17 protein-coding genes and 1 riboswitch are annotated in these 18,238 nt (G+C 56.5%); of the genes, 6 read left to right on the top strand and 11 right to left on the bottom strand.

Features of this window, described 5'->3' with window-relative positions; translation table 11 throughout:
• The first annotated feature begins 146 nt into the window (after positions 1-146).
• The 3 genes from RRF56_RS22785 to RRF56_RS22775 all read left to right on the top strand — a co-directional run bounded on the left by RRF56_RS22785 (position 147) and on the right by RRF56_RS22775 (position 3,055).
• A complete protein-coding gene (locus RRF56_RS22785; protein WP_317035440.1) occupies positions 147-731 on the top strand; it encodes a hypothetical protein in 585 nt (194 codons plus the stop codon).
• A gap of 69 nt (positions 732-800) precedes the next feature.
• Complete coding sequence (locus RRF56_RS22780; protein WP_317035439.1) at positions 801-2,369, top strand: ABC transporter substrate-binding protein; 1,569 nt, start codon at positions 801-803, stop codon at positions 2,367-2,369.
• A gap of 161 nt (positions 2,370-2,530) precedes the next feature.
• Entirely contained in the window at positions 2,531-3,055 is a 525-nt protein-coding gene (locus RRF56_RS22775; protein ID WP_317035438.1) for a peptidylprolyl isomerase, read from the top strand.
• A 177-nt stretch (positions 3,056-3,232) separates the two neighbouring features.
• Here the strand turns inward: RRF56_RS22775 and RRF56_RS22770 are convergent, their stop codons facing one another.
• From RRF56_RS22770 to RRF56_RS22750, 5 genes are all read right to left on the bottom strand, one after another.
• On the bottom strand, positions 3,233-3,976 hold the full coding sequence (locus RRF56_RS22770) for a hypothetical protein (RefSeq protein WP_317035437.1): 744 nt from the start codon (positions 3,974-3,976) through the stop codon (positions 3,233-3,235).
• 546 nt (positions 3,977-4,522) lie between these two features.
• Positions 4,523-5,125: a type IV pilin-like G/H family protein gene (locus RRF56_RS22765; protein WP_317035436.1), complete on the bottom strand. Its 603-nt coding sequence runs from the start codon at positions 5,123-5,125 to the stop codon at positions 4,523-4,525.
• Between the two features lie 166 nt (positions 5,126-5,291).
• On the bottom strand, positions 5,292-5,915 hold the full coding sequence (locus RRF56_RS22760; protein ID WP_317035435.1) for a TMEM165/GDT1 family protein: 624 nt from the start codon (positions 5,913-5,915) through the stop codon (positions 5,292-5,294).
• 693 nt (positions 5,916-6,608) lie between these two features.
• Entirely contained in the window at positions 6,609-7,637 is a 1,029-nt protein-coding gene (locus tag RRF56_RS22755; protein WP_317035434.1) for an isochorismatase, read from the bottom strand.
• An 80-nt stretch (positions 7,638-7,717) separates the two neighbouring features.
• A complete protein-coding gene (locus tag RRF56_RS22750; RefSeq protein ID WP_317035433.1) occupies positions 7,718-7,975 on the bottom strand; it encodes a chlororespiratory reduction protein 7 in 258 nt (85 codons plus the stop codon).
• Positions 7,976-8,331: 356 nt separating this feature from the next.
• Between RRF56_RS22750 and sir the strand changes: the two genes are divergently transcribed.
• Both sir and RRF56_RS22740 read left to right on the top strand, forming a co-directional pair.
• Positions 8,332-10,269 (top strand): sulfite reductase, ferredoxin dependent, encoded by a 1,938-nt coding sequence (sir, locus tag RRF56_RS22745; protein ID WP_317035432.1) that lies wholly within the window; start codon positions 8,332-8,334, stop codon positions 10,267-10,269.
• Positions 10,270-10,542: 273 nt separating this feature from the next.
• Positions 10,543-10,647: riboswitch (Glutamine riboswitch) on the bottom strand.
• A gap of 215 nt (positions 10,648-10,862) precedes the next feature.
• Positions 10,863-11,042, top strand: a complete 180-nt coding sequence (locus RRF56_RS22740) for a hypothetical protein (protein ID WP_317035431.1) — start codon at positions 10,863-10,865, stop codon at positions 11,040-11,042.
• A gap of 102 nt (positions 11,043-11,144) precedes the next feature.
• On the opposite strand, the gene RRF56_RS22735 is transcribed toward RRF56_RS22740, so the two are convergent.
• The 4 genes from RRF56_RS22735 to RRF56_RS22720 form a co-directional block, all read right to left on the bottom strand.
• A complete protein-coding gene (locus RRF56_RS22735) occupies positions 11,145-12,056 on the bottom strand; it encodes a LysR family transcriptional regulator (RefSeq protein ID WP_317035430.1) in 912 nt (303 codons plus the stop codon).
• A 165-nt stretch (positions 12,057-12,221) separates the two neighbouring features.
• Positions 12,222-13,385: a YeeE/YedE family protein gene (locus tag RRF56_RS22730; protein WP_317035429.1), complete on the bottom strand. Its 1,164-nt coding sequence runs from the start codon at positions 13,383-13,385 to the stop codon at positions 12,222-12,224.
• A 134-nt stretch (positions 13,386-13,519) separates the two neighbouring features.
• Entirely contained in the window at positions 13,520-13,723 is a 204-nt protein-coding gene (locus tag RRF56_RS22725; RefSeq protein WP_317035428.1) for a hypothetical protein, read from the bottom strand.
• Positions 13,724-13,809: 86 nt separating this feature from the next.
• Positions 13,810-14,763, bottom strand: a complete 954-nt coding sequence (locus RRF56_RS22720; protein WP_317035427.1) for a sulfurtransferase — start codon at positions 14,761-14,763, stop codon at positions 13,810-13,812.
• A gap of 396 nt (positions 14,764-15,159) precedes the next feature.
• Here RRF56_RS22720 and RRF56_RS22715 point away from each other — a divergent pair, with 396 nt between their 5' ends.
• Positions 15,160-15,687, top strand: a complete 528-nt coding sequence (locus RRF56_RS22715; protein WP_317035426.1) for an orange carotenoid protein N-terminal domain-containing protein — start codon at positions 15,160-15,162, stop codon at positions 15,685-15,687.
• A gap of 105 nt (positions 15,688-15,792) precedes the next feature.
• Here RRF56_RS22715 and RRF56_RS22710 read toward each other — a convergent pair whose 3' ends face one another.
• Both RRF56_RS22710 and RRF56_RS22705 read right to left on the bottom strand, forming a co-directional pair.
• Positions 15,793-16,518, bottom strand: coding sequence for a lipase family protein (locus tag RRF56_RS22710; protein ID WP_317035425.1), 726 nt, complete (start codon positions 16,516-16,518; stop codon positions 15,793-15,795).
• A 31-nt stretch (positions 16,519-16,549) separates the two neighbouring features.
• Positions 16,550-18,196: a S8 family serine peptidase gene (locus RRF56_RS22705; protein ID WP_317035424.1), complete on the bottom strand. Its 1,647-nt coding sequence runs from the start codon at positions 18,194-18,196 to the stop codon at positions 16,550-16,552.
• Between the last annotated feature and the right edge of the window lie 42 nt (positions 18,197-18,238).

Here is an 18,238-nt window from a genome sequence, read left to right as displayed (position 1 = left end):
GGGATCTGAATTAACGAAAATTTTCTTCTATAGCAATTTAGCTAAATTCAAGCCATCTATGGGTGCAAAAGCGTTAGGTTTCGTGCCTCAACCCACTGGCTTGCTACGATCAAGTAAACTCTCCCACCTACCCCAACGATCACCCCATGGCTACCACCGCTGATGATGTTTGGCGCTTGCTCGGCGAACTGACCGAGGCCCAAAAAGAAACCGAACGCCAATTGCAGGAGACGAAACAGATTCTGCAAGAAGAAACCACGGCAACGCGTCAACTCCTCAGGCAGCAAAACCGGCAATTCAACGAGCAAATGGGCAAACTGGGGAATCGGCTCGGCGAATTTGTGGAATGGCAGGTGCGCCCCGCTGTGGTGCGACTGTTCCAAGAGCGGGGTATTGATGTCCACGAGTTTTATCCCGAAGCTTCGGCGCGGCGCGGCGGAGAAGCCATCGAAATAGATCTGCTGGTGGTCAACACCACTGAGGCAGTGCTAGTCGAGGTAAAAAGTAAACTTACCCAAACCGACGTAGACGAACATTTAGAGCGGCTGAGCAAGTTCAAACGCCTGATGCCCCGCTATGGCGATGTACGGGCCATGGGAGCTGTGGCTGGCATGGTCGTACCCGAGGAGGTCGCCCGCTATGCCTATCATCAAGGGCTGTTTGTGCTGGCCCAATCCGGCGACAGCGTTGTGATTCTCAACGATGCCAAATTTACACCCCACAATTGGTAAGCCTCAGCCCATCCACTCTTTAACCCTTACTCCCCACCCCTCTACCTAATCCACCTTTCCCAAAACACCATGACAGACAGCTTCAACCACGTTACCTGCCCGAAATGCGGCTACGAAGAAAACCCCGTCAGCGCCAAAAAGTGCGAGATCTGCGGTCATGCCCTGAAAAAAGACAAGTCTCTGACCCCAGTGATCGCTGGGGTGGGGGCCTTGCTCTTTTTAGGGGCGCTGGGCTTTACGGGCTATAACGCCTTTTTCCGCGATCGCAGTGCCCAGCCCACCCCCCAGGCCACTAATCCCGCCAACCCGCCGGTAGATAACAACGCCAATCCGGGAGTGGATTCGACTGCTGCGGCTCCGACGACGACCCCAGGGCAGCCCGGCAACGTAGCCAACGCCCTGAGCTGGGGCGATCGCATTCTCTTCACCGATGCCCCCAATGCCGACATGCAGGCCGGGGCCGCCGCCTTTGCCACCGGCGACTACGCCACCGCCGCCACCCGATTTGAGGCTGCCCGTCAGGCCGTCCGCAACAACCCCGAGGCGCTGATCTATTTAAACAACGCCCGGCTGGGTGCTACCCCCGCCCTGGGTATTGCTGCTGTGGTGCCCATTGGCGACACCCCCAACACCGCCCGCGAACTGCTGCGCGGCGTGGCCCAGGCCCAGGATGAGGCGATCCAGGCGGGCACCCCCTTCAAAGTGCTGATCGCCGACGATCGCAACGATGCGGGCCAGGCGACAGCGATCGCCAATGCCCTGGTGCAAGACCCCAGCGTGGTCGGTGTGATTGGCCACGGTACCAGCACCACTACCCTGGCCGCTGCCCCCATCTACCAGCAGGGGGGGCTGCCGATGATTGCCCCTACCAGCACCACTACCGAGCTGGCTACCCTGCCCCGCCAAGGCAGCAATGTTGTGTTTCGAGTGATTCCTAGCGACCAGTTCACCGGCACCACCCTGGCCCGCCACATGCTAGCCCAGGGGCAAAATCGACCCATCGTCTTCTACAACTCTCAGAGTTCCTACAGCAACTCCCTTCAGGGGGCCTTTTCTACCACCCTGGGCCTCGAAGGGGGGCAGGTGGCCAAACTGGTAGACCTCTCTGAGGGCAACCCTGCCACCGAACTCCAGGGCAGCGGGGCTGATGCCGTGGTGCTGCTGCCCGACTCGGCCACCTTTGATGCGGCGATCGCGGTGGCCCAGCTCAACAATGGCCAGCTGCCGGTACTGGCGGGCGACGCTTTCTACCGCATTGATGCGCTGGAAAAGGGCGGAGCTAGCCTGACGGGCACGGTGGTCACTGTCCCCTGGCACCCCCTGAAATCGACCCCGCCCTTTGCCCAGACGGCCTCTAGCCTCTGGGGGGGCGATGTCAACTGGCGCACGGCTCTCAGCTACGATGCCTTTCAAGCGTTTAGCTCAGCGCAATCGGTGGGCAATATTACCCCGGCCAGCGGTCAGCAAGGACGAACTGCCGTGGGGCAGGCTCTGGCAGGACAAGGATTCTCGGCGACTGGTTCAACGGGGGCGATTAGCTTTTTGCCGTCGGGCGATCGCAACGCTACTGTGCTGCTGGTGGAGGTGCAACCAGGTAGCCGGTCGGGCACCGGCTATGATTTTGTACCGTTGCCCTAGGAGCGGCCCATTCCCTCAGCAGGCTGCGCCCGACCAAGGCTAGCTTGCTGAGAAAAATTTTGGATTCTGGAGCAATTTCTGTCTGTCTGGCTTTGAGGTATCTGTCAAACTGTGGGTTAATGGCAAGGTTAACCCCTGCGTCTTGAACCTGAGAGCTAGCTATGACTGAAGCAACTAATCCTAGAGTCTTTTTCGACATCACGATTGGCGGTACCCCAGCGGGCCGCATTGTGATGGAGCTGCGGGCCGATGTTGCCCCCAAAACCGCTGAGAACTTCCGCGCCCTATGCACTGGCGAGAAGGGAATGGGTACCTCCGGCGTGCCGCTGCACTTTAAAGGCTCTAGCTTCCACCGCATCATTCCCGAATTTATGTGCCAGGGTGGCGACTTTACCCGTGGCAATGGCACCGGCGGCGAGTCGATCTACGGCATGAAGTTTGCCGACGAAAACTTTACCCTCAAGCACACGACCCCTGGCCTGCTGAGCATGGCCAATGCTGGCCCCAATACTAACGGGTCGCAGTTCTTTCTCACGACCGTTGCTACGCCCTGGCTCGACGGCAAGCACGTCGTGTTTGGCAGCGTGGTTGAGGGCATGGATGTGGTGAGCACTATGGAGCAGGTGGGCAGCCGCAGTGGCCAAACCTCTGAACCGGTGATGATCGCCGATTGCGGTCAGCTGTAGGGCGATCCCCCCTTTTTAGGCTACTGCTTATCAGAGCTGGTTGTGCTTTGTGGTAGTCCATGGGGTTCCCCCTAGCCCCCTTAAAAAGTGGAGATCCCCCTAAATCCCTCTTAAAAAGGGGAATTTAGGGGGATCTCCACCTTTTACTACAATGAACAGAACTCTTCAAACATCTTCTTAATCATCTTGGGGAAACTGAATGCTAATCCCCCCTGTTTCGCTGATGAGCACACTGCCGCCCAGGGCATTGATGCGATCGATAGCACGCTGACGAGTGGCATCGTCAAAGGCGTTGGCCAGCACACTTGACCAGGCACTGACTTGGGCCTGCTTGCTGAGGGGGTTATTGGCTAAGAAGTCGGCAGTTTGCTGAGAGTTATCGGCCATAAATGGGGCATCGGGGTCAGACGACTGTCTGGCCCAGTCGGCAGCGGTTTGAAAAGACTTTTGAGCGGCTTCACCATCGCCTAGGTAGAGCAACTCGTCTACTCCGCGATATCGCCAGATGTAAAACCCATCGGGCGGTAGGGTAGGGCTAAGGTGATCTAGCCCCTCAGCCATAATGGCCACGCTTTGCTCAGGTTTACCCGCAAAGTTGCTGGTGCTGCCCGAGAGAAATAAATAAAAGTATCTATAGAACGGATCGTTAGGAATAATTACTCGAAAGAAGTCTGGGCTGAGGCTATAATTGGTAGACTGCCGTGCTGCATCGTCGCCAAAGTATTGCAGAAATTGTAAGAAAAACCAGTTGGCTACAAGGTTGTCAAACCCAAAGGCGGGTGCTTTTTGGGCTAGCGCTAGGGCAGAGGCTGTAGTCTGGGCCTGGCGCTGTAGATCTTGCTCACTGTAGCTTTTGTCTTCTAAAGTTCTAAGTCGCTGCGTTTGTAGCGGCAGCAGCCCCCCCAAAAAAGCGATGGGCATTAGCCAGAAAATAAGGTTCTTGGCACGATTGAACTGTTTCGGGTTAATGATTGATGCTGGCAACATCATATTTTTGGCGATAAGGACGCTGATCAAAAGCTAAGGCCCACTAGTTTATAGTTGGCCTTAGTGCGTTATGCAATGTAGTCATGTGTACACATAACTGGTACTAACCAAACTGGTAGGCAGTGCCCACCCACCCCTGTCAAGGTGGCCAAACTATTCCTGAAGTGTCCATAGGCCAGATATTCTGGCTATAACCACCAGGGAGTGAGTTCCCTGGCTTACGGCGAAAGTCTGCTTTAGCAGACTGGGGCAGCCAGCCCAAAATCCTCTAAAGAGGATTTTGGCTTTGAACCTTGGACTTTTAGTCCTAGGCCCAGCGGTGAATCCAGGGGATCGGCCCCTGAATCTGCCCCACCTTGACAGGGCTGGCAGTGCCCACCCTACAACACTGGTGTGAAAAAGAAAGAAAGGGCAAATCAAACTAGGTTGACTGCCCCTTTAGAGATTTACTAGCTCAGTCGGAGCTAATCAACTGAGAACTTAGCGGACAGCAATCATACCAGTGCCAGTCTGGACTTCGTTACAAGCGGGAACGTTCGCTCCAGAGCCAGGGATGATAACGGCCGTATTAACGTGCTCAAGGGTATAAGCTCCACCCTGAAGAGGACTCAGAGCACCTTCACACATAACCGCCAGCGTAGTTGCCTCGGTATTAGCTGGGGTTCCACCACCAGTCGTGCCAATCGTCACAGCACCGCCATAGGTTTTAAGCGCAGATTGTGCTGCTTCTATAGGAAGAGCATACTGACGAATGCCACCCGTTGGGCGTGCGGTGGATATGGAGTACTGATAATTGGCAGTAGTAGGATTTACACCCAGACCCAGCTGAGCGAAGTTCTCGTTAATAGCAAAGGTGTTGCGTTCTAGAAAGTAAGCCTGTTGGGCGCGGTTCATGGAGCCGATGTAGGTTTTGGCTTCAGATTGCTTGGCTTTGTTGGCCTGGTTCAAGAAAGAAGGTAGAGCGATCGCAGCTAGAATACCGATGATGATAATAACAACCAGCAGTTCAATTAGGGTGAAGCCGCCTTCTTCTTTTTTGGTGATGAAGTGCTTGAGCAGGTTGGCTTTAAGAGAAGTTTTCATGAGTAGGTGTCTCCTTGAGAAGCAGGTAAGGTGTTCTGCGCTTCTTTAGGTAGACTACCCACGGCGATCAGATTTCATATCATCACCCTCCAGATTTTTTTTGAGAGATTCAGATGGGGGCTGAGCATTGTTGTTCCTGAGCCAGTTCATGGCTTTAGTCAAGCACCTAAACCATCTCTAGGGCGGCGACAAGGCCAAAGACAATAAAAAGTAGACCGCCTACGGTGGTCAGCCAGCGCTCGGAGATGCGTCCGGCGATCAGTTTGCCGCAGGCGACGGCGATCGCCGCGCAGATCGCATGACCCAGGGTTGCCCCTAGCACCACGCCGACAGGGTGGTTAGCTGCCGCTAGGGCAATGGTGGCAAACTGGGTGCGATCGCCCCATTCGGCCACGAAGGTGAGGCTAAAGGCTTCGACCAACACCATTCTGACCGACCACTGGGTAACCCCGGCCTCGCGTTCTTCGACGGCTTCTAGCGCTTCGGCCTGTTCTTCGGCCAGATGCCCTTCGCCGGTCATACGGCTAGCATCGTAGAGCAGCTTAATGCCAAAGCCGAGAAAGAGCGCTACGGTGAGCCCCTGCACGTAGGGTTGAGGCAAGACGGTGGCTACTTGGCCAATGACCACCGAGAGCACCGTCATCACAAACAGTGCGGCGGTGACGCCCAAAAACACCCAGCGGCGCGGGTGGCGCGTTGCCAAAATCATGCCGATGAAAAAGGTTTTATCGCCCAGCTCAGACAGGGTGATGAGTAGTAAGCCAGCGGTAAATCCAGTCAGGGGGTGCATGCTCTCTCCGGGGTGGCGTAGGCTGAGCAGGCCTGATGGATACTTTAAAAGCCTCCACCAAGCCCACGTCAGTGGTGGACTTAGTGAAGGTCTCGCTTGTGAGTAGACCTGTGGTCTAATGCACTGTCTGAACCAGGCTCATCGCCAGTATGTTGATTCAGACAATTGGGCTAGGCTAGCCCAAAGCTACTCCCCTTCAATACTCAAAACCTTACCATTGTTTGGCAGCAAATTTTGTCTAAACCCCTAGCCTTTCTGGCAAGAATGCTCATGCCTATAGCGATGCTCTATAAAACGTAAAAATCTGTAGGACAGGCGTATCGCTTGTATGAGCAAGGGTGAATCCTACTTTTGCAGGTGCCTACGTCATTCCCACTTGCGTGGGAATCCATTTGGGAGCAAGCTGTCCGCTGTGGATTCCCGTCTGCACGGGAATGACGGACTAGCTAGCTGTCAAAATGATGAATTTGTAAGTAGGAAGGTGCAATTAAATATAAACCCCTCGTAGGATGGGCAAAGCCTTGCATGCCCATCATCAGAGCGATGGGCATGCAAGGCTTTGCCCATCCTACGTTTAATTACAACTATCTACTTAAACTCGGGATGCAGTCTATGAGCAAGAAGTCCGTCTTTCATTTACAACCTAATCTGAATGGCCATAATTCATTTTTTATTCATTATTGAAAAGTCTTTTTAAGCTAAACCTGGCCATTCGGCTAGGGGCGTGGTGGATTGAACTCGGTGCATGCCAGCGGCGGCAAATTGTTGATAGGTTGATTCGGCCCGATCGGTAAAATCGATCACGCCAGGGACGACGACGGGGGAAGTGCAGTCGTCGAGCAAATAGACCTTTTGTGCCAGGGCCGGGTCGGTGGCTTGAATATCGCTGAGCAGATCGGCCACCGTCCAGGCGACGCAGTGGCTTTTGGCCTGACCAGCAATAATTAGGCCGTCAAAATCGAGCAGAGTTTCGATCAGCGGGGTGTTTTTTTGGGCGATCGCCTGTCCCTGGGCGTCTTCCATCACCTCGGGGCTGAGCACTGAGTAGTTTTCGGTCAGTGGGTTGCTGCCTTTGAGTTCAAAGCGGGTCTGGCTCTGGCGGGCGATGGTGTGAAAAAAGCAGGCTTCTTCGATCGCAGGCACCAGGGCATGGCCAATGCCCCCCAGCATGGAGTGGTAGGGCCAGATGGTGAGGGGATATTTGCCTCGGTCATCAAGGGTTTTGGTGTAGTGCAGCGCGTACTCTGGTAAATCTCTAGGAACGGTTAGATTGGCGGCCACCGCTGGATTCACCCGCCACTTACCCTGCACGACATCGTCGTAGTGGATTAGGGTCATCGGCGGCGGATTTTCGCCCTCGGCGTTAACCCAAAACTCGGGGTGAAACACCTGCATGGCGCTGTGGGTGTCGAGGGTGGCGGTGATAGTGGTGATCTGCCCCAGATTGCGGTAGATAAACTCGCCCAGGCGGCGGCTGTCGTCTACGGCCCCTACCCCCGATCGCCCGCCTACAAACAGCTCAAACCCCGGCAAGCAAAAGGTGTTTTGCACATCAATCAGCAGCAGGCAGAGGCGACGACTATCGGTGGCGGCGGCGGTGATGCCGTGGGTGGTGGCCCAGGCTTTGGCCTCGGTGGCCCGCTGCTGGTAGGGCACAGGCCAGATCTCACCGACGGCGTCGGGCTTAAAGAATGTGGGAATGGGGAGAGGGGAATGGGTCATGGTGGTTGGGGTGCTTGCATTACTCAAACCGTGGCCAGCCGCGCAGCGTTGCAGCTAGCCAAAATCAAAAACCAGTCGCGTTATTTTTCGAGGCGGACGATATACCACTGCATGGCTTCGCCAGGGGCTAGCTCTAGCTCGCAGCCGGTGTCGCGCAGGTGTTGGGCCTGGGTGGCTAGATTACTAAACCGCTGGAGATCGCGGGGAAGGTTGTCTTGGCGATCGCCCAATAGGCCCATCAACCGGTCGAGCAGCTCTGCGGGGGTCAAAAATTCTTCTGCCAGGCCAGGCATCAGCACAACGAACATATCTTCCTGGTACATAATGGCATCGGGCATGGCGTGAGTCCTGCAAAGCCTAAGTGTGATCCTACTCAATTGATCGTAGATGGCCGAGGCTCGATTGATCTGACTCCATGGGCAACTCATTCCATTGAGGGCCGATGTAACGCTTTGCAGCGGTAACGTTTGCGCAAACTAGCCGGAATTACCTACAGTTGAAACTGTGAATTTCCGTGGGCAAGCCGCCCGATTCTTTGGATCCGATGGTAGGATGAAAGCAGGCATTCACCGAAATCCCGACCGGGTTACCGGAGAATCTTTGGAAATGCTGCTGTCCGACGTTCAGGGAATTGGCCGCTAGCGCGGTGCCATTGCCTGGATTTTTCTGTTTTAACGGTTATTTGCCTGCCGCTATGGTTCAGACTCCCATCAAATCGACCCCCAATACCGCCGCTCCTGGGCCAACGCCATCTAAGGTGGAGGTGATTAAAGAGAACAGCAACTTTTTGCGTGAGCCGGTGGCCAGCGAGTTGCTGCAAGATACCAATCACTTCTCTGAACCGGCGATTCAAATTCTCAAGTTTCACGGCTCTTACCAGCAAGACAACCGTGATCACCGCGCCAAGGGCCAGGAGAAGGACTACCAGATGATGCTGCGGACCCGCAATCCTGGCGGGTACATTTCTCCAGAGCTCTATTTGACCCTCGATCGCCTCTCCGATGAGTATGGCAACGGCACCCTGCGGGCCACCACTCGCCAGGGCATTCAGCTCCACGGCATTCTCAAGCAAAACCTCAAGGCCAGCATTGGCGCGATCGTGCGCAGCTTAGGGTCTACCCTAGGAGCCTGCGGCGACCTCAACCGCAACGTGATGGCCCCGCCTGCTCCGTTTAAGCATCGGCCTGAGTATCTGTTAGCCCAGGAATATGCCAACAACATCGCCGACCTGCTGCGGCCCCAGACCGAGGCCTACTACGAAATTTGGCTGGATGGCGAAAAGTTTCTCTCGGCAGAAGAGCACCCCGACGTGGTAGCGGCCCGCCAGCGCAACGGCAATGGCACCGTAGTGCACAACAATGCTGAGCCAATCTACGGTACCCACTACATGCCACGCAAGTTTAAGTGCGCGGTGACAGTGCCTGGAGACAACTCCATTGATGCCTATACCCACGATGTCACCCTGGTGGTGATCACCGATAAGGCTGGTCAGCTCAAGGGCTTTAACGTGCTGGCCGGAGGCGGTCTGGGCCGCACCCACAACAAGGAAGAAACCTTTGCCCGCACCGCCGATGAAATTGGCTACATCGATAAGGCCGATGTCTATGAGCTGATGAAAGCGATCGTGGCCACCCAGCGCGATTACGGCGATCGCCACAATCGCCGCCACGCCCGCATGAAGTACCTGATCAACGATTGGGGCGTTGAGCGCTTTCGTCAGCAGGTCGAAACCTACCTGGGCAAGCCCCTCAAGCCCTTTAAAAAACTGCCCAAGTGGACCTTCTACGACTATCTCGGCTGGCACGAGCAGGGCGACGGCAACTGGTTTGTGGGCGTCCCCGTTGAGAATGGTCGCATTCTCAACCGCGAGGGCCTTCAGCTTAAAACGGCCCTGAAGGAAATTGTGCAGCGCTTTAGCCTGCCCATGCTGGTGACCCCGAACCAAAGTGTGCTGTTCTACGAGATCAAGCCTGAAGACAAAGCTGAAATTCAGGCGATTCTCAACCGCTGTGGTGTGGTCAAAGAAACCGACCTCGACCCCCTGGTGCGCTATGCTATGGCCTGCCCGGCCCTGCCGCTGTGTGGCCTGGCGGTGACCGAGTCAGAGCGCATTATGCCCACGGTGCTGGGGCGGCTGCGTGCCCTGCTGACCAAGCTAGGCCTACAAGACGAGCACTTTGTCGTGCGGATGACGGGCTGCCCCAACGGCTGCGCCCGCCCCTATATGGCTGAGCTAGGCTTTGTGGGCAGTGCCCCTGAGTCTTATCAGGTGTGGCTGGGCGGGTCGCCTAACCAAACGCGTCTAGCCCGCACCTATATGGAACGGCTGCACGACGACGATCTTGAGATCACCTTAGAACCGTTGTTTGTGTTCTTTCGCGATGGGCGCAAAAAGGGCGAAAGCTTTGGGGATTTTTGCGATCGTGTCGGGTTTGAGGCTCTGCGGCAGTTTGCCGAAACCTACAATGCCGATCAATACGCTCCCCGCCACACGAAGGAAGGCCGCCACCGACTGAGCATTTCCCACGATCTGTTTATGACGTTACAGGCCACCGCCGAAAAAGAAGGGCGACCGATGGCCCAGGTGATGGCTGATGCCCTTGCCGTCTACCTGCAAAAGCCCATCCGCTAATTACACATCAAGGGGGGATGGATTCTATGTCCATCCCCCCTTGACCCGTTCGCTTTGTAAAGCGGCTAATTGTACAAAGGGTCAGGTGCAGCGGTAACTAACTGCCACACCTGACCCTTTCTTTAAATTGTGGGATTGCTGCGGTTAGGTAGCACCCATAGCAGCATGGGGCACACAATCACGGTCATGACCGTGACAGCAGCGATGATTTCAAGTCCGGCAACAAGAGCAGTGTCCATAGTTAGGTTCGCCTCCCAAGGCATAGGTGGTTGAGGCGCGTTCCTTCGAGAATTGTCTCTACTTCCGTCCTGCTAACTCTGGCAGTGATCTAGTGGCGCTTTATAGCAGTGCCCTAGAGGGAAAAACAGGATGAACGACATCTTTTTCTGTATCTATATTTACAGTTTAGCGCAGCTTTCTGGGTCGCATACCTTTTGTATTACTTTGCAATAGTTTGAATTTACTTTTATCTAAGCTACTCATGGCTAGATGAAAGCTACTTTTTGTAGCTATATCTAGAGCTATTTACTATTAACTCATGGCTCCAAAAGCTACTGCGAAATATCGAGCTTCTGCTCACTAGAGGCCCTACCATGACCCTGCTAAAGGTTTGGATAACTCAGAAACTTACTGGCATTAGCCGCTGGCTAGGCAATGTCTGGGGTGTCAACGCCCAGTCTACGCAGTCTGCCGCCTCAGGCAATACCTGGACTCCGGAAACACTGGCCCGCTTTGGCCTAGAGATGAGCAAAGGGTTTGGCTCAGGAGTCTAGTTAGCAACGTTTTAATTTAACCTTCGACCAGACATGACATGGCCTCTGTCTCCCTTAGGGTTGGCAGGGCTTTTTTTTGAGACAACGGCAGTGGGGGCAGATTTAGGGTACGGCGGTGGCCCTATAGGGCTCTGGCGCGATCGCATGGCCTAGGGTTTTGAGCACGTCTAAAAAGGCGTAGATCGCCGGGGTATGAAGGGCATCTCCCACCACAGCGGCCCCAATCATCCGCACTAGGGGAACCGGTAGGGCAAACACCTGCACTTGGGCTGGAATCGGCTCTGCGGCCAGGCGGGGCAGAATGGTGGCACCGAGGCCCTGGGCCACCAAGCTAACAATGGTGGTGTCGGTTTCGACCTCAGAAACCACGTTGAGTTGGTAGCCGTAGGCCTGAATATGCTCGTAAACGTCCCGCATCATGATGCGATCGGCGGGGGGCATAATTAGGGGATGCTGGGCCAGCTCTGCCCAGGTAATCTGCGCGCCGGCAGGTTTGAATGTAGGCGGAAATAGGGCAACGTAGGCGTTTTCAAACACTTCCCAGGTGTCAAACTCGTCGGTGGTGGGCAGTAGGGTAAAGCCAATGTCGGCTCGGCCCTCGCGGAGGGCTTTTTCGACCTGGCGATAGTCATCGTGCTCGCTGAGGTTGACGGCAATATCGGGGTAGTGGTGCTTAAACTGAGCGATCGCATCGGGCAGCAAATGAATGGCAATGCTGCGAAAGGAGGCGATTCGCACCTGCCCTCCCTGGAGCCCCCGCGCTAAATCGGCTTCTTTGGCGATCGCTTCGGCCTGCTGCAAAATAGTGCGAGCATAGCCAACAATGCGACTGCCGACGGGGGTTAGCCGCGCCCCGTGGCGACCCCGAGAAAACAGCACGACCCCCAGGTGATCTTCGAGGGCTGAAATACTGTGGCTAACCGCCGACTGCGACATATCAAGGTATAGGGCCGCGTCGCTAAAGGTGGTCTGCTCAGCTACGGCCACTAAAATCCGTAGCTGCGACAATTTCATCTGGTTTTGATGGTTATCTCGCATTCTCGCCCGCCGTCTGGCTCAGGTACACTGTATACAGCTTGTACGAGCCTACAGCAGGTCAGAGGCAAAAACCGCTCATGGACGACATCGGCCTAGGCGTTGCGGGGCCAATGCTGGGCCACAGATGACTAACTTTGCCGGTTAATTCTGCAACTTAAAGAAGGGTCTGAGCCTGACGCCAACCGCCGTACCCAATAGCGCAAAGGCAATCCACAGCCAGCCATGTAAGCTGGTGGAGGCAATGCCACTGAAATAAGCGCCAACATTGCACCCAAAGGCTAACCAGGCTCCGTAGCCCATCAGTAGGCCGCCGATGAGGGCGGCGACTATGGCCGATCGCGACGGCGGTTTGCGCACGGTCAGTTGCCCGGCGATCGCTGCCCCCAGGGCTGCCCCCAGCACAATGCCAAAATTCATCACCGACGTCACATCGGCAAACAGGCTAGCGTTGAGCACGTTGGCCACAGCCTCCTGCTGCCAAAACTCGCTAGAGGCCGGGTTCCAGCCCAAGAGAGTGGCCAGCTTAGCAGCCCACAGGGTAAAGCCCCAGGTCACCCCCCAGGGCCGCCCGGCTAGCACCAGGGTGAGGGTGTTGAGCAGGGCGAGGGCCACACCGCCAACGACCAGGGACCAAGGCCCGTAGAGTAGCGATCGCCAGGTCGGTTTCACCCAAAAATCGCCCGCTTCGGCAATGCGGGATTGCTGCCAACGCCCCAGCCCCAGCCCCAGGGCCGCCAGCACGGCAACTTGCACCATGACGCCGCCCCAGCCCCAAAGACCGATCAGCGACATCGCCTCGGCTTTGGGCAACCCCTGCCAAACCCCGTCGGTCAGGGTGCCTAAAAATGACCCGGTGCCAAAGGTGAGCAGGGTAAGCAGCATCATGGAGCTACCGCCGCCGATGGTGTAGAGGGTGCCGCAGGCGCAGCCGCTGCCCAGCTGCATACCAATGCCAAACAAAAATGCCCCCACCACGGCCTGAGCGGCTACCGGTGCCACGGCCCCCCGGCCAATACCGCTGATCAGCAGCGGCGCAAACAGCACCGTGGCCAACCCCAGCATCAGCACCTGGGCCAGCACCCCCCGACCGTCGCCCCGCACCAGCAGGTGACGGTAAGATGAGGCAAACCCAAAACTCGCCTGGTACAGGGTCAGCCCAAACAGAGTGCCCACCAGGGCCAAGGCACTCTGCTGCCAACCAAAGCCCGACACGCCCACTACGAGCACCACCACTAGGGCCAACAGTATGTAGAGAGCCGGTGACTGCGATCGCGGTTTTTGAATCAGTTCAGCAGCAGGGGTCATGGCGCAGTTAGTTTAATGGTCTCGTCAAAATCCAAATCATCCCGAATCCGAATCCCATACCCCGATTCCCAAATGGCCAACCTGTAGGGGCGCATGGCATGCGCCCGGCTGAACCGGGGGCAGCTCCCATCCCGCTACACCTCAAAGGCACGACCGTTGCGGCCAGGGCGGCGAGGCGGATCTTTCTTGTCGTCGTCATCGGTGGGCGTGGGAGCGCATACGGCCACCGGGTCGAGGGTGTCAGAGCCGGTAGAACGGCTAGCAGTAGTGACAAAGGCAGTGTTGACCAAGCTCACGGTGGTCAAAGCGCTGGTGATCAAAAGTAGGCGTAGCAACATGGGGTCTGGTCTCTAGTACAGAACATGATTTAGCTAAACTCTCCCAAAGACCGCTCATCTTTGGGAGAGTCAACTCGAGGGGCGACCTAGGCGCGAGGGTCGCGGCCAGTGGCCACAGGCAGATCAGGCTGAGCAGAATATTCTGTCCAAGAGCCTTCGTAGACCCGCACATGGGGATAGCCCAGCAGGTGCTTGAGTACTACGTATTGCAGCGTGGCTTCGCGGCCTGTGCTGCACGTAACGATGATGTCGTCGTCAGAAGTGATGCCCCGGCTAGCCATGAGCGCTTCAATATCATCGAGCGCCTTGAGCCGGTGGAAGTTGTCTTCGCCAATGGTAAAGGTGGGCCAGGGAATGTTGTTGGCCCCAGGGATATGACCGTTGCGAATAAAGACATCATCTTCGCCGGCAAACAGAGAGGCCGGTCGGGGGTCGATGAACACGACATCGGCATCGCCACTCAGGTACTCACGCACCTGGTCAAGACTGACGCGAATAGACTCATCATCTTGCAGGGTAAAATTGCCGGGCTCGTACTGGGGAAACTCGCGAGTGGTGGGTAACCCAGCATCGCGATAGCCCTTATAGCCGCCGTCGAGCACCGATACCTGGCCGTGGCCAGCGCGCTCTAGCAGGTAGGCCACCATGGTGGCACCCAGCAGGTTGCCGCCGTCGGAGTAGACCACGACATGGCTATTGGCCGAAACCCCAGACTCCGAAAACATCGACTCTAGCCGCTGTTGCTCCCAATACTGCACAGGCAGACGACCGTTGGGGCCGCGAAAGGCTGTATCGGCCAGGTGTACCGCCTCAGGAATGTGCCCCGAAATGTAGTCAAGGGGGTTGTTGCGTACATCTAAAATGCGCAGGTTGGGGTCGGCACTGTGGTCAGAAAGCCACTCGGGGCTGACAAAGTCAATCTCAGTGCCGTGGCTATCGGCCAGGCTGGGGGCGCTGAGCAGGGGTAGACTGGCCACCGCCACCAGGGCAACGGCAAAGGCTACTAGCCTGACTTGCCAGCGTTTAATGCGATCTAACATGGTTCAACTCCATCAACGTAATTAAATTTGGCTGCCGGGGACCGATTGATCGACAGATAGACTGATCGACGGTTGGGGGCCTGGCCATGACCTAGCCTGTGCTGTAGAGAGGAAATAGGCCAAAACCCAGGAAAAATCTGCCAAAAACAGCGATCGCAGCCCGTGATGGCTAACCATCCGCACTGCGCTTTTGCAGCATATCACAGAGTGATGGTAAAACCTCACAAACCCGATGGGGTTACCGGTGTATGCAAAGAAAGATTGCTGAATTGCGGTCTATCAGACCGTTCTAGGCTCAAGAATCTCTGTCGATCGACCGATCTAGGGCCTGTCGCCTAGACGATGTGAGGCGATCGCTCAGCGGTTTAAGGTGAAGCGTCGCAATTGGACGGCTATATGACTTCATCTGAACCTCGAACCACTGAAATCAATGAGCAACCTACTGATGCGCTCTTTAAGCGCTACGACGCTCTAGGTGTCGATGACAAGCTGGCATTGCTCTATTACGTTTACGAAGCAATGGGCAGCTCAATCACGCCAGCCGCTCCCGAGGCTGCCGACCCCGAACTGGCAGAACCGCTGATCAAAGCGCTATACGATATGTCTGAAGCCGATCAGCTAGAGGCTATGCGAGCGGTGGTGCGTGGCGACCAAAGCGATATATCCCAGCGTTATGGTGGGCTGAGCGCCAACAACCAGCTGCTGGTGTGGTACGGCTGGGCTGAGGCCATGGGCGATCGCATTGTTGACATGCCCAGCGACTACGAGGCCAAGGGCCCTCTGTCAGAAATTCTGTCTGACCTCAAGGGTATGGAGTTCCAGTCGCAGATTTCGCTATTGCGAGAAGCGGCCACCCAAATGGGCTTCAGTAATGTCACTGCGCCGCCTCCCCTGGCCGAAACCGGCGTTACCGATAGCTTGTAAAGCCCTTGCCTTCTGTCGGGTTGGAAGGAGCGGTGGGACACAGCACTTTGATCTGCCCAGAGCCCAGGGCAACTGACCGGGGCTCTGGACGAATTGAGCAATGCCCTAGGCTACAGCCTGAAGCTCAGCCTCGATCCCGCTGACGTAAGCATCGATTGCGTGGTCGCTGAAGCGGCGGCTAAGCACTTGCCACGTCCAGCGAGAGCCTAGCTGAATCGCGGTATCGACATGGTCAAACCCCTGCCAGGTGCGGGGAATGCGGGTGACAATGTCCCAGCCGTAGACAAAGCGGTAGCTCTTGGGCAAGCGGCCATTGTAAGACTCAACCATGGCACGGTTGCCTACCCGAGGTGCGCCAAAGGTGTAGACCTCAAAGCTGAGATCGCGCTTGCGGCCTAGGTTGTATTGCAGATCGAGGGCAGCGATGGTGGCTAAGGCCCCCCCTAGACTATGGCCTGTAACAATCACATGCTGGCCCTCAAACTTATCCATGGCGTCGAGCAGAGCCTGACGTACGGCAAAGTAGGCCGTCATGAATCCCTGGTGAAATTTGACCTCTGTGTTGCCGTCGCCGTAGGGATAGATCTGCTGGCGAAACTGAAAGTTGTTGATCCAGTCAACCGATTTGTCGGAGCCGCGAAAGATGACGTAGAGGCGATCGCTGTTGAGCTGGTTGAGAATAGCCACCTGGGTATCGGTAAACCCGTTGTCCTGGCTTTCGACAAACACCGGCTCAATGTCGGGGTAGGCCGAGAACCGCAGACCGCCAAAGTCACGGTAGATTTCCTGGCCCAGGCGGGCACATCTCAGGGCAACGGCATAGTCGACCATAGGGCATTCCTCTAAACGAGCCACAATATCTCTAGGGGGCAGGCACAGACCACCAGGCCAGGGCGTAGGGCTGAGTCGGTTCGTTGTGCACCTGCTGCTGATAGATAACTCTCAGTTTGTACCGCCCCGTTTCCGGAATTTGATAAAAAATATGTTCAACGCTGTCGACCTCGCTCACCGATGACCAGACACTCTGGGTAATGTCGTCGGTGTCGGCGGGCATGAGGTATAGGTTGAGGTTGTTGAGGCCGCGATCGCTAAAGCTTTCACCCCGATCGTAAATGCCATTGCCGTTGGTATCGGTCAGGGCAACAACCCGCTCCCAAGCCAGGGTCGCCGCTATGTAGCTACCGCCCTGCAAGGGATCGGCAAATTCGTAGTCGTGGGCCATAGCCGATGCTGTTGGTGGGGTTAGGGCCGCAAAGTTCCAGCCGATGGCAGGCACGGTTTGGTCGGGGCCAAAGGCACCGGGAGAGATCTGTTGATAGGCGCGGTAGGCGTTGAGGTGGCCCGTCCCTAGGTCTTTGTGCAGGGGAATTTTGCGATCGCGGTAGGCATCGGACTCTACCCAAGAGCGGCTGGCGTTGTCGAGCAGGGTGCGGGTCATGCCCAGCCGCAGGCCGTCACCGCTGTCTTTGAGCTTGTCAGCCGAGTTGAGCAGCACGGCTTTCATGACCATGGGGTGACGGCCCTCTAGGGGCATGTTGGCCATACCCGCGCGAAACTGGCGATCGACTAGCTGCTGCATCAGGGCGATGGTGCCCGCCACGTGGGGCGAAGCAAAGCTGCTGCCGCTGGAGGTACGCACCCGCCCATCGGGGTCGATCAGTTCAATGCTGCTACCGGGAGCCACTAGACTGATCGAGCGACGGGGACCCACGTTGGTTTCGACCGGTGCCCCCTGACGGACAGCGGCGGGTTCGCTGCCCAGGTTAGAGGCATCAAGGCGGTTAAACTCGCCGTTCCCCTGGCGCGAGTAGGCGACGTTAATGCCGTTAAAGTTGTCGGTGGGAATGGGAATGCCGCCTCGCCCCTGGTTGCCTGCAATCACGTACAGCGCGCCATGCACCCGAGAGGACCAGTCGATGCACTGGGTTAGCAGCGCATTGCCATCAAGCACTGGGTTAGAGCGCGGGTCGCGGGTGAGGGGTTCACCAAAACTAAAGTTGATGGCGCGGACATCGCCACCATTTTGCAAGGCCACTGCCTGGGCGGCCAGACATTCTTCTGGCTGAGCACTGGTGCTACCCAGGGGTCCGATCGCCCCAGAGTAGAGCAGCGCCTCGGGAGCAACCCCAGTGCGTTGTTTATCTTGGCTAATCATGACGCTAGCCACATTGCTGGCGTGGCCATCGACATATTCGTTGGCGTTGGCTAGGCCGTCAAGCAGCAGCACTCGCCGTACAGAGATGGGCAAGGTTTCGGTAGCGACTTTATCGATGCCAAATTGGCTGGGACGGCCAATTTCGACTTGCCCAATCGCAATTTTGTCGCCGGTTAGGTAGTAGGGAGCCACGTGCAGTCGCCGGGCATCGATGCCCTGAGGCCCCACCGATTCCGACAAGGCCAGCACTGGCAGGCTCAGCGGCAGCAGGCTACCCATGCCGCCCACCCAGAGCAATGCTTTTAGCCAGGGCTGTGGCCCTCGGTTTTGCGTCATGTCACCCTGCTTTGCCATTGCCCAGTCCTGTCTCAATTATCCCTGGGCAAACTCTATCGC

This window comes from Nodosilinea sp. E11, assembly GCF_032813545.1.
In the GTDB taxonomy this organism is placed as follows: Bacteria; Cyanobacteriota; Cyanobacteriia; order Phormidesmidales; family Phormidesmidaceae; genus Nodosilinea.
The sequence above is the reverse complement of the archived record's forward strand: the minus strand, read 5'-3'. Positions and strand labels throughout refer to the sequence as shown.

Bases quoted from the DNA above. Each gene is read 5' to 3' on its own strand.
- RRF56_RS22785 (WP_317035440.1), top strand. From the start codon at position 147: ATGGCTACCACCGCTGATGATGTTTGGCGCTTGCTCGGCGAACTGACC.
- RRF56_RS22780 (WP_317035439.1), top strand. From the start codon at position 801: ATGACAGACAGCTTCAACCACGTTACCTGCCCGAAATGCGGCTACGAA.
- RRF56_RS22775 (WP_317035438.1), top strand. From the start codon at position 2,531: ATGACTGAAGCAACTAATCCTAGAGTCTTTTTCGACATCACGATTGGC.
- RRF56_RS22770 (WP_317035437.1), bottom strand. From the start codon at position 3,976: ATGCCCATCGCTTTTTTGGGGGGGCTGCTGCCGCTACAAACGCAGCGA.
- RRF56_RS22765 (WP_317035436.1), bottom strand. From the start codon at position 5,125: ATGAAAACTTCTCTTAAAGCCAACCTGCTCAAGCACTTCATCACCAAA.
- RRF56_RS22760 (WP_317035435.1), bottom strand. From the start codon at position 5,915: ATGCACCCCCTGACTGGATTTACCGCTGGCTTACTACTCATCACCCTG.
- RRF56_RS22755 (WP_317035434.1), bottom strand. From the start codon at position 7,637: ATGACCCATTCCCCTCTCCCCATTCCCACATTCTTTAAGCCCGACGCC.
- RRF56_RS22750 (WP_317035433.1), bottom strand. From the start codon at position 7,975: ATGCCCGATGCCATTATGTACCAGGAAGATATGTTCGTTGTGCTGATG.
- sir (WP_317035432.1), top strand. From the start codon at position 8,332: ATGGTTCAGACTCCCATCAAATCGACCCCCAATACCGCCGCTCCTGGG.
- RRF56_RS22740 (WP_317035431.1), top strand. From the start codon at position 10,863: ATGACCCTGCTAAAGGTTTGGATAACTCAGAAACTTACTGGCATTAGC.
- RRF56_RS22735 (WP_317035430.1), bottom strand. From the start codon at position 12,056: ATGAAATTGTCGCAGCTACGGATTTTAGTGGCCGTAGCTGAGCAGACC.
- RRF56_RS22730 (WP_317035429.1), bottom strand. From the start codon at position 13,385: ATGACCCCTGCTGCTGAACTGATTCAAAAACCGCGATCGCAGTCACCG.
- RRF56_RS22725 (WP_317035428.1), bottom strand. From the start codon at position 13,723: ATGTTGCTACGCCTACTTTTGATCACCAGCGCTTTGACCACCGTGAGC.
- RRF56_RS22720 (WP_317035427.1), bottom strand. From the start codon at position 14,763: ATGTTAGATCGCATTAAACGCTGGCAAGTCAGGCTAGTAGCCTTTGCC.
- RRF56_RS22715 (WP_317035426.1), top strand. From the start codon at position 15,160: ATGACTTCATCTGAACCTCGAACCACTGAAATCAATGAGCAACCTACT.
- RRF56_RS22710 (WP_317035425.1), bottom strand. From the start codon at position 16,518: ATGGTCGACTATGCCGTTGCCCTGAGATGTGCCCGCCTGGGCCAGGAA.
- RRF56_RS22705 (WP_317035424.1), bottom strand. From the start codon at position 18,196: ATGGCAAAGCAGGGTGACATGACGCAAAACCGAGGGCCACAGCCCTGG.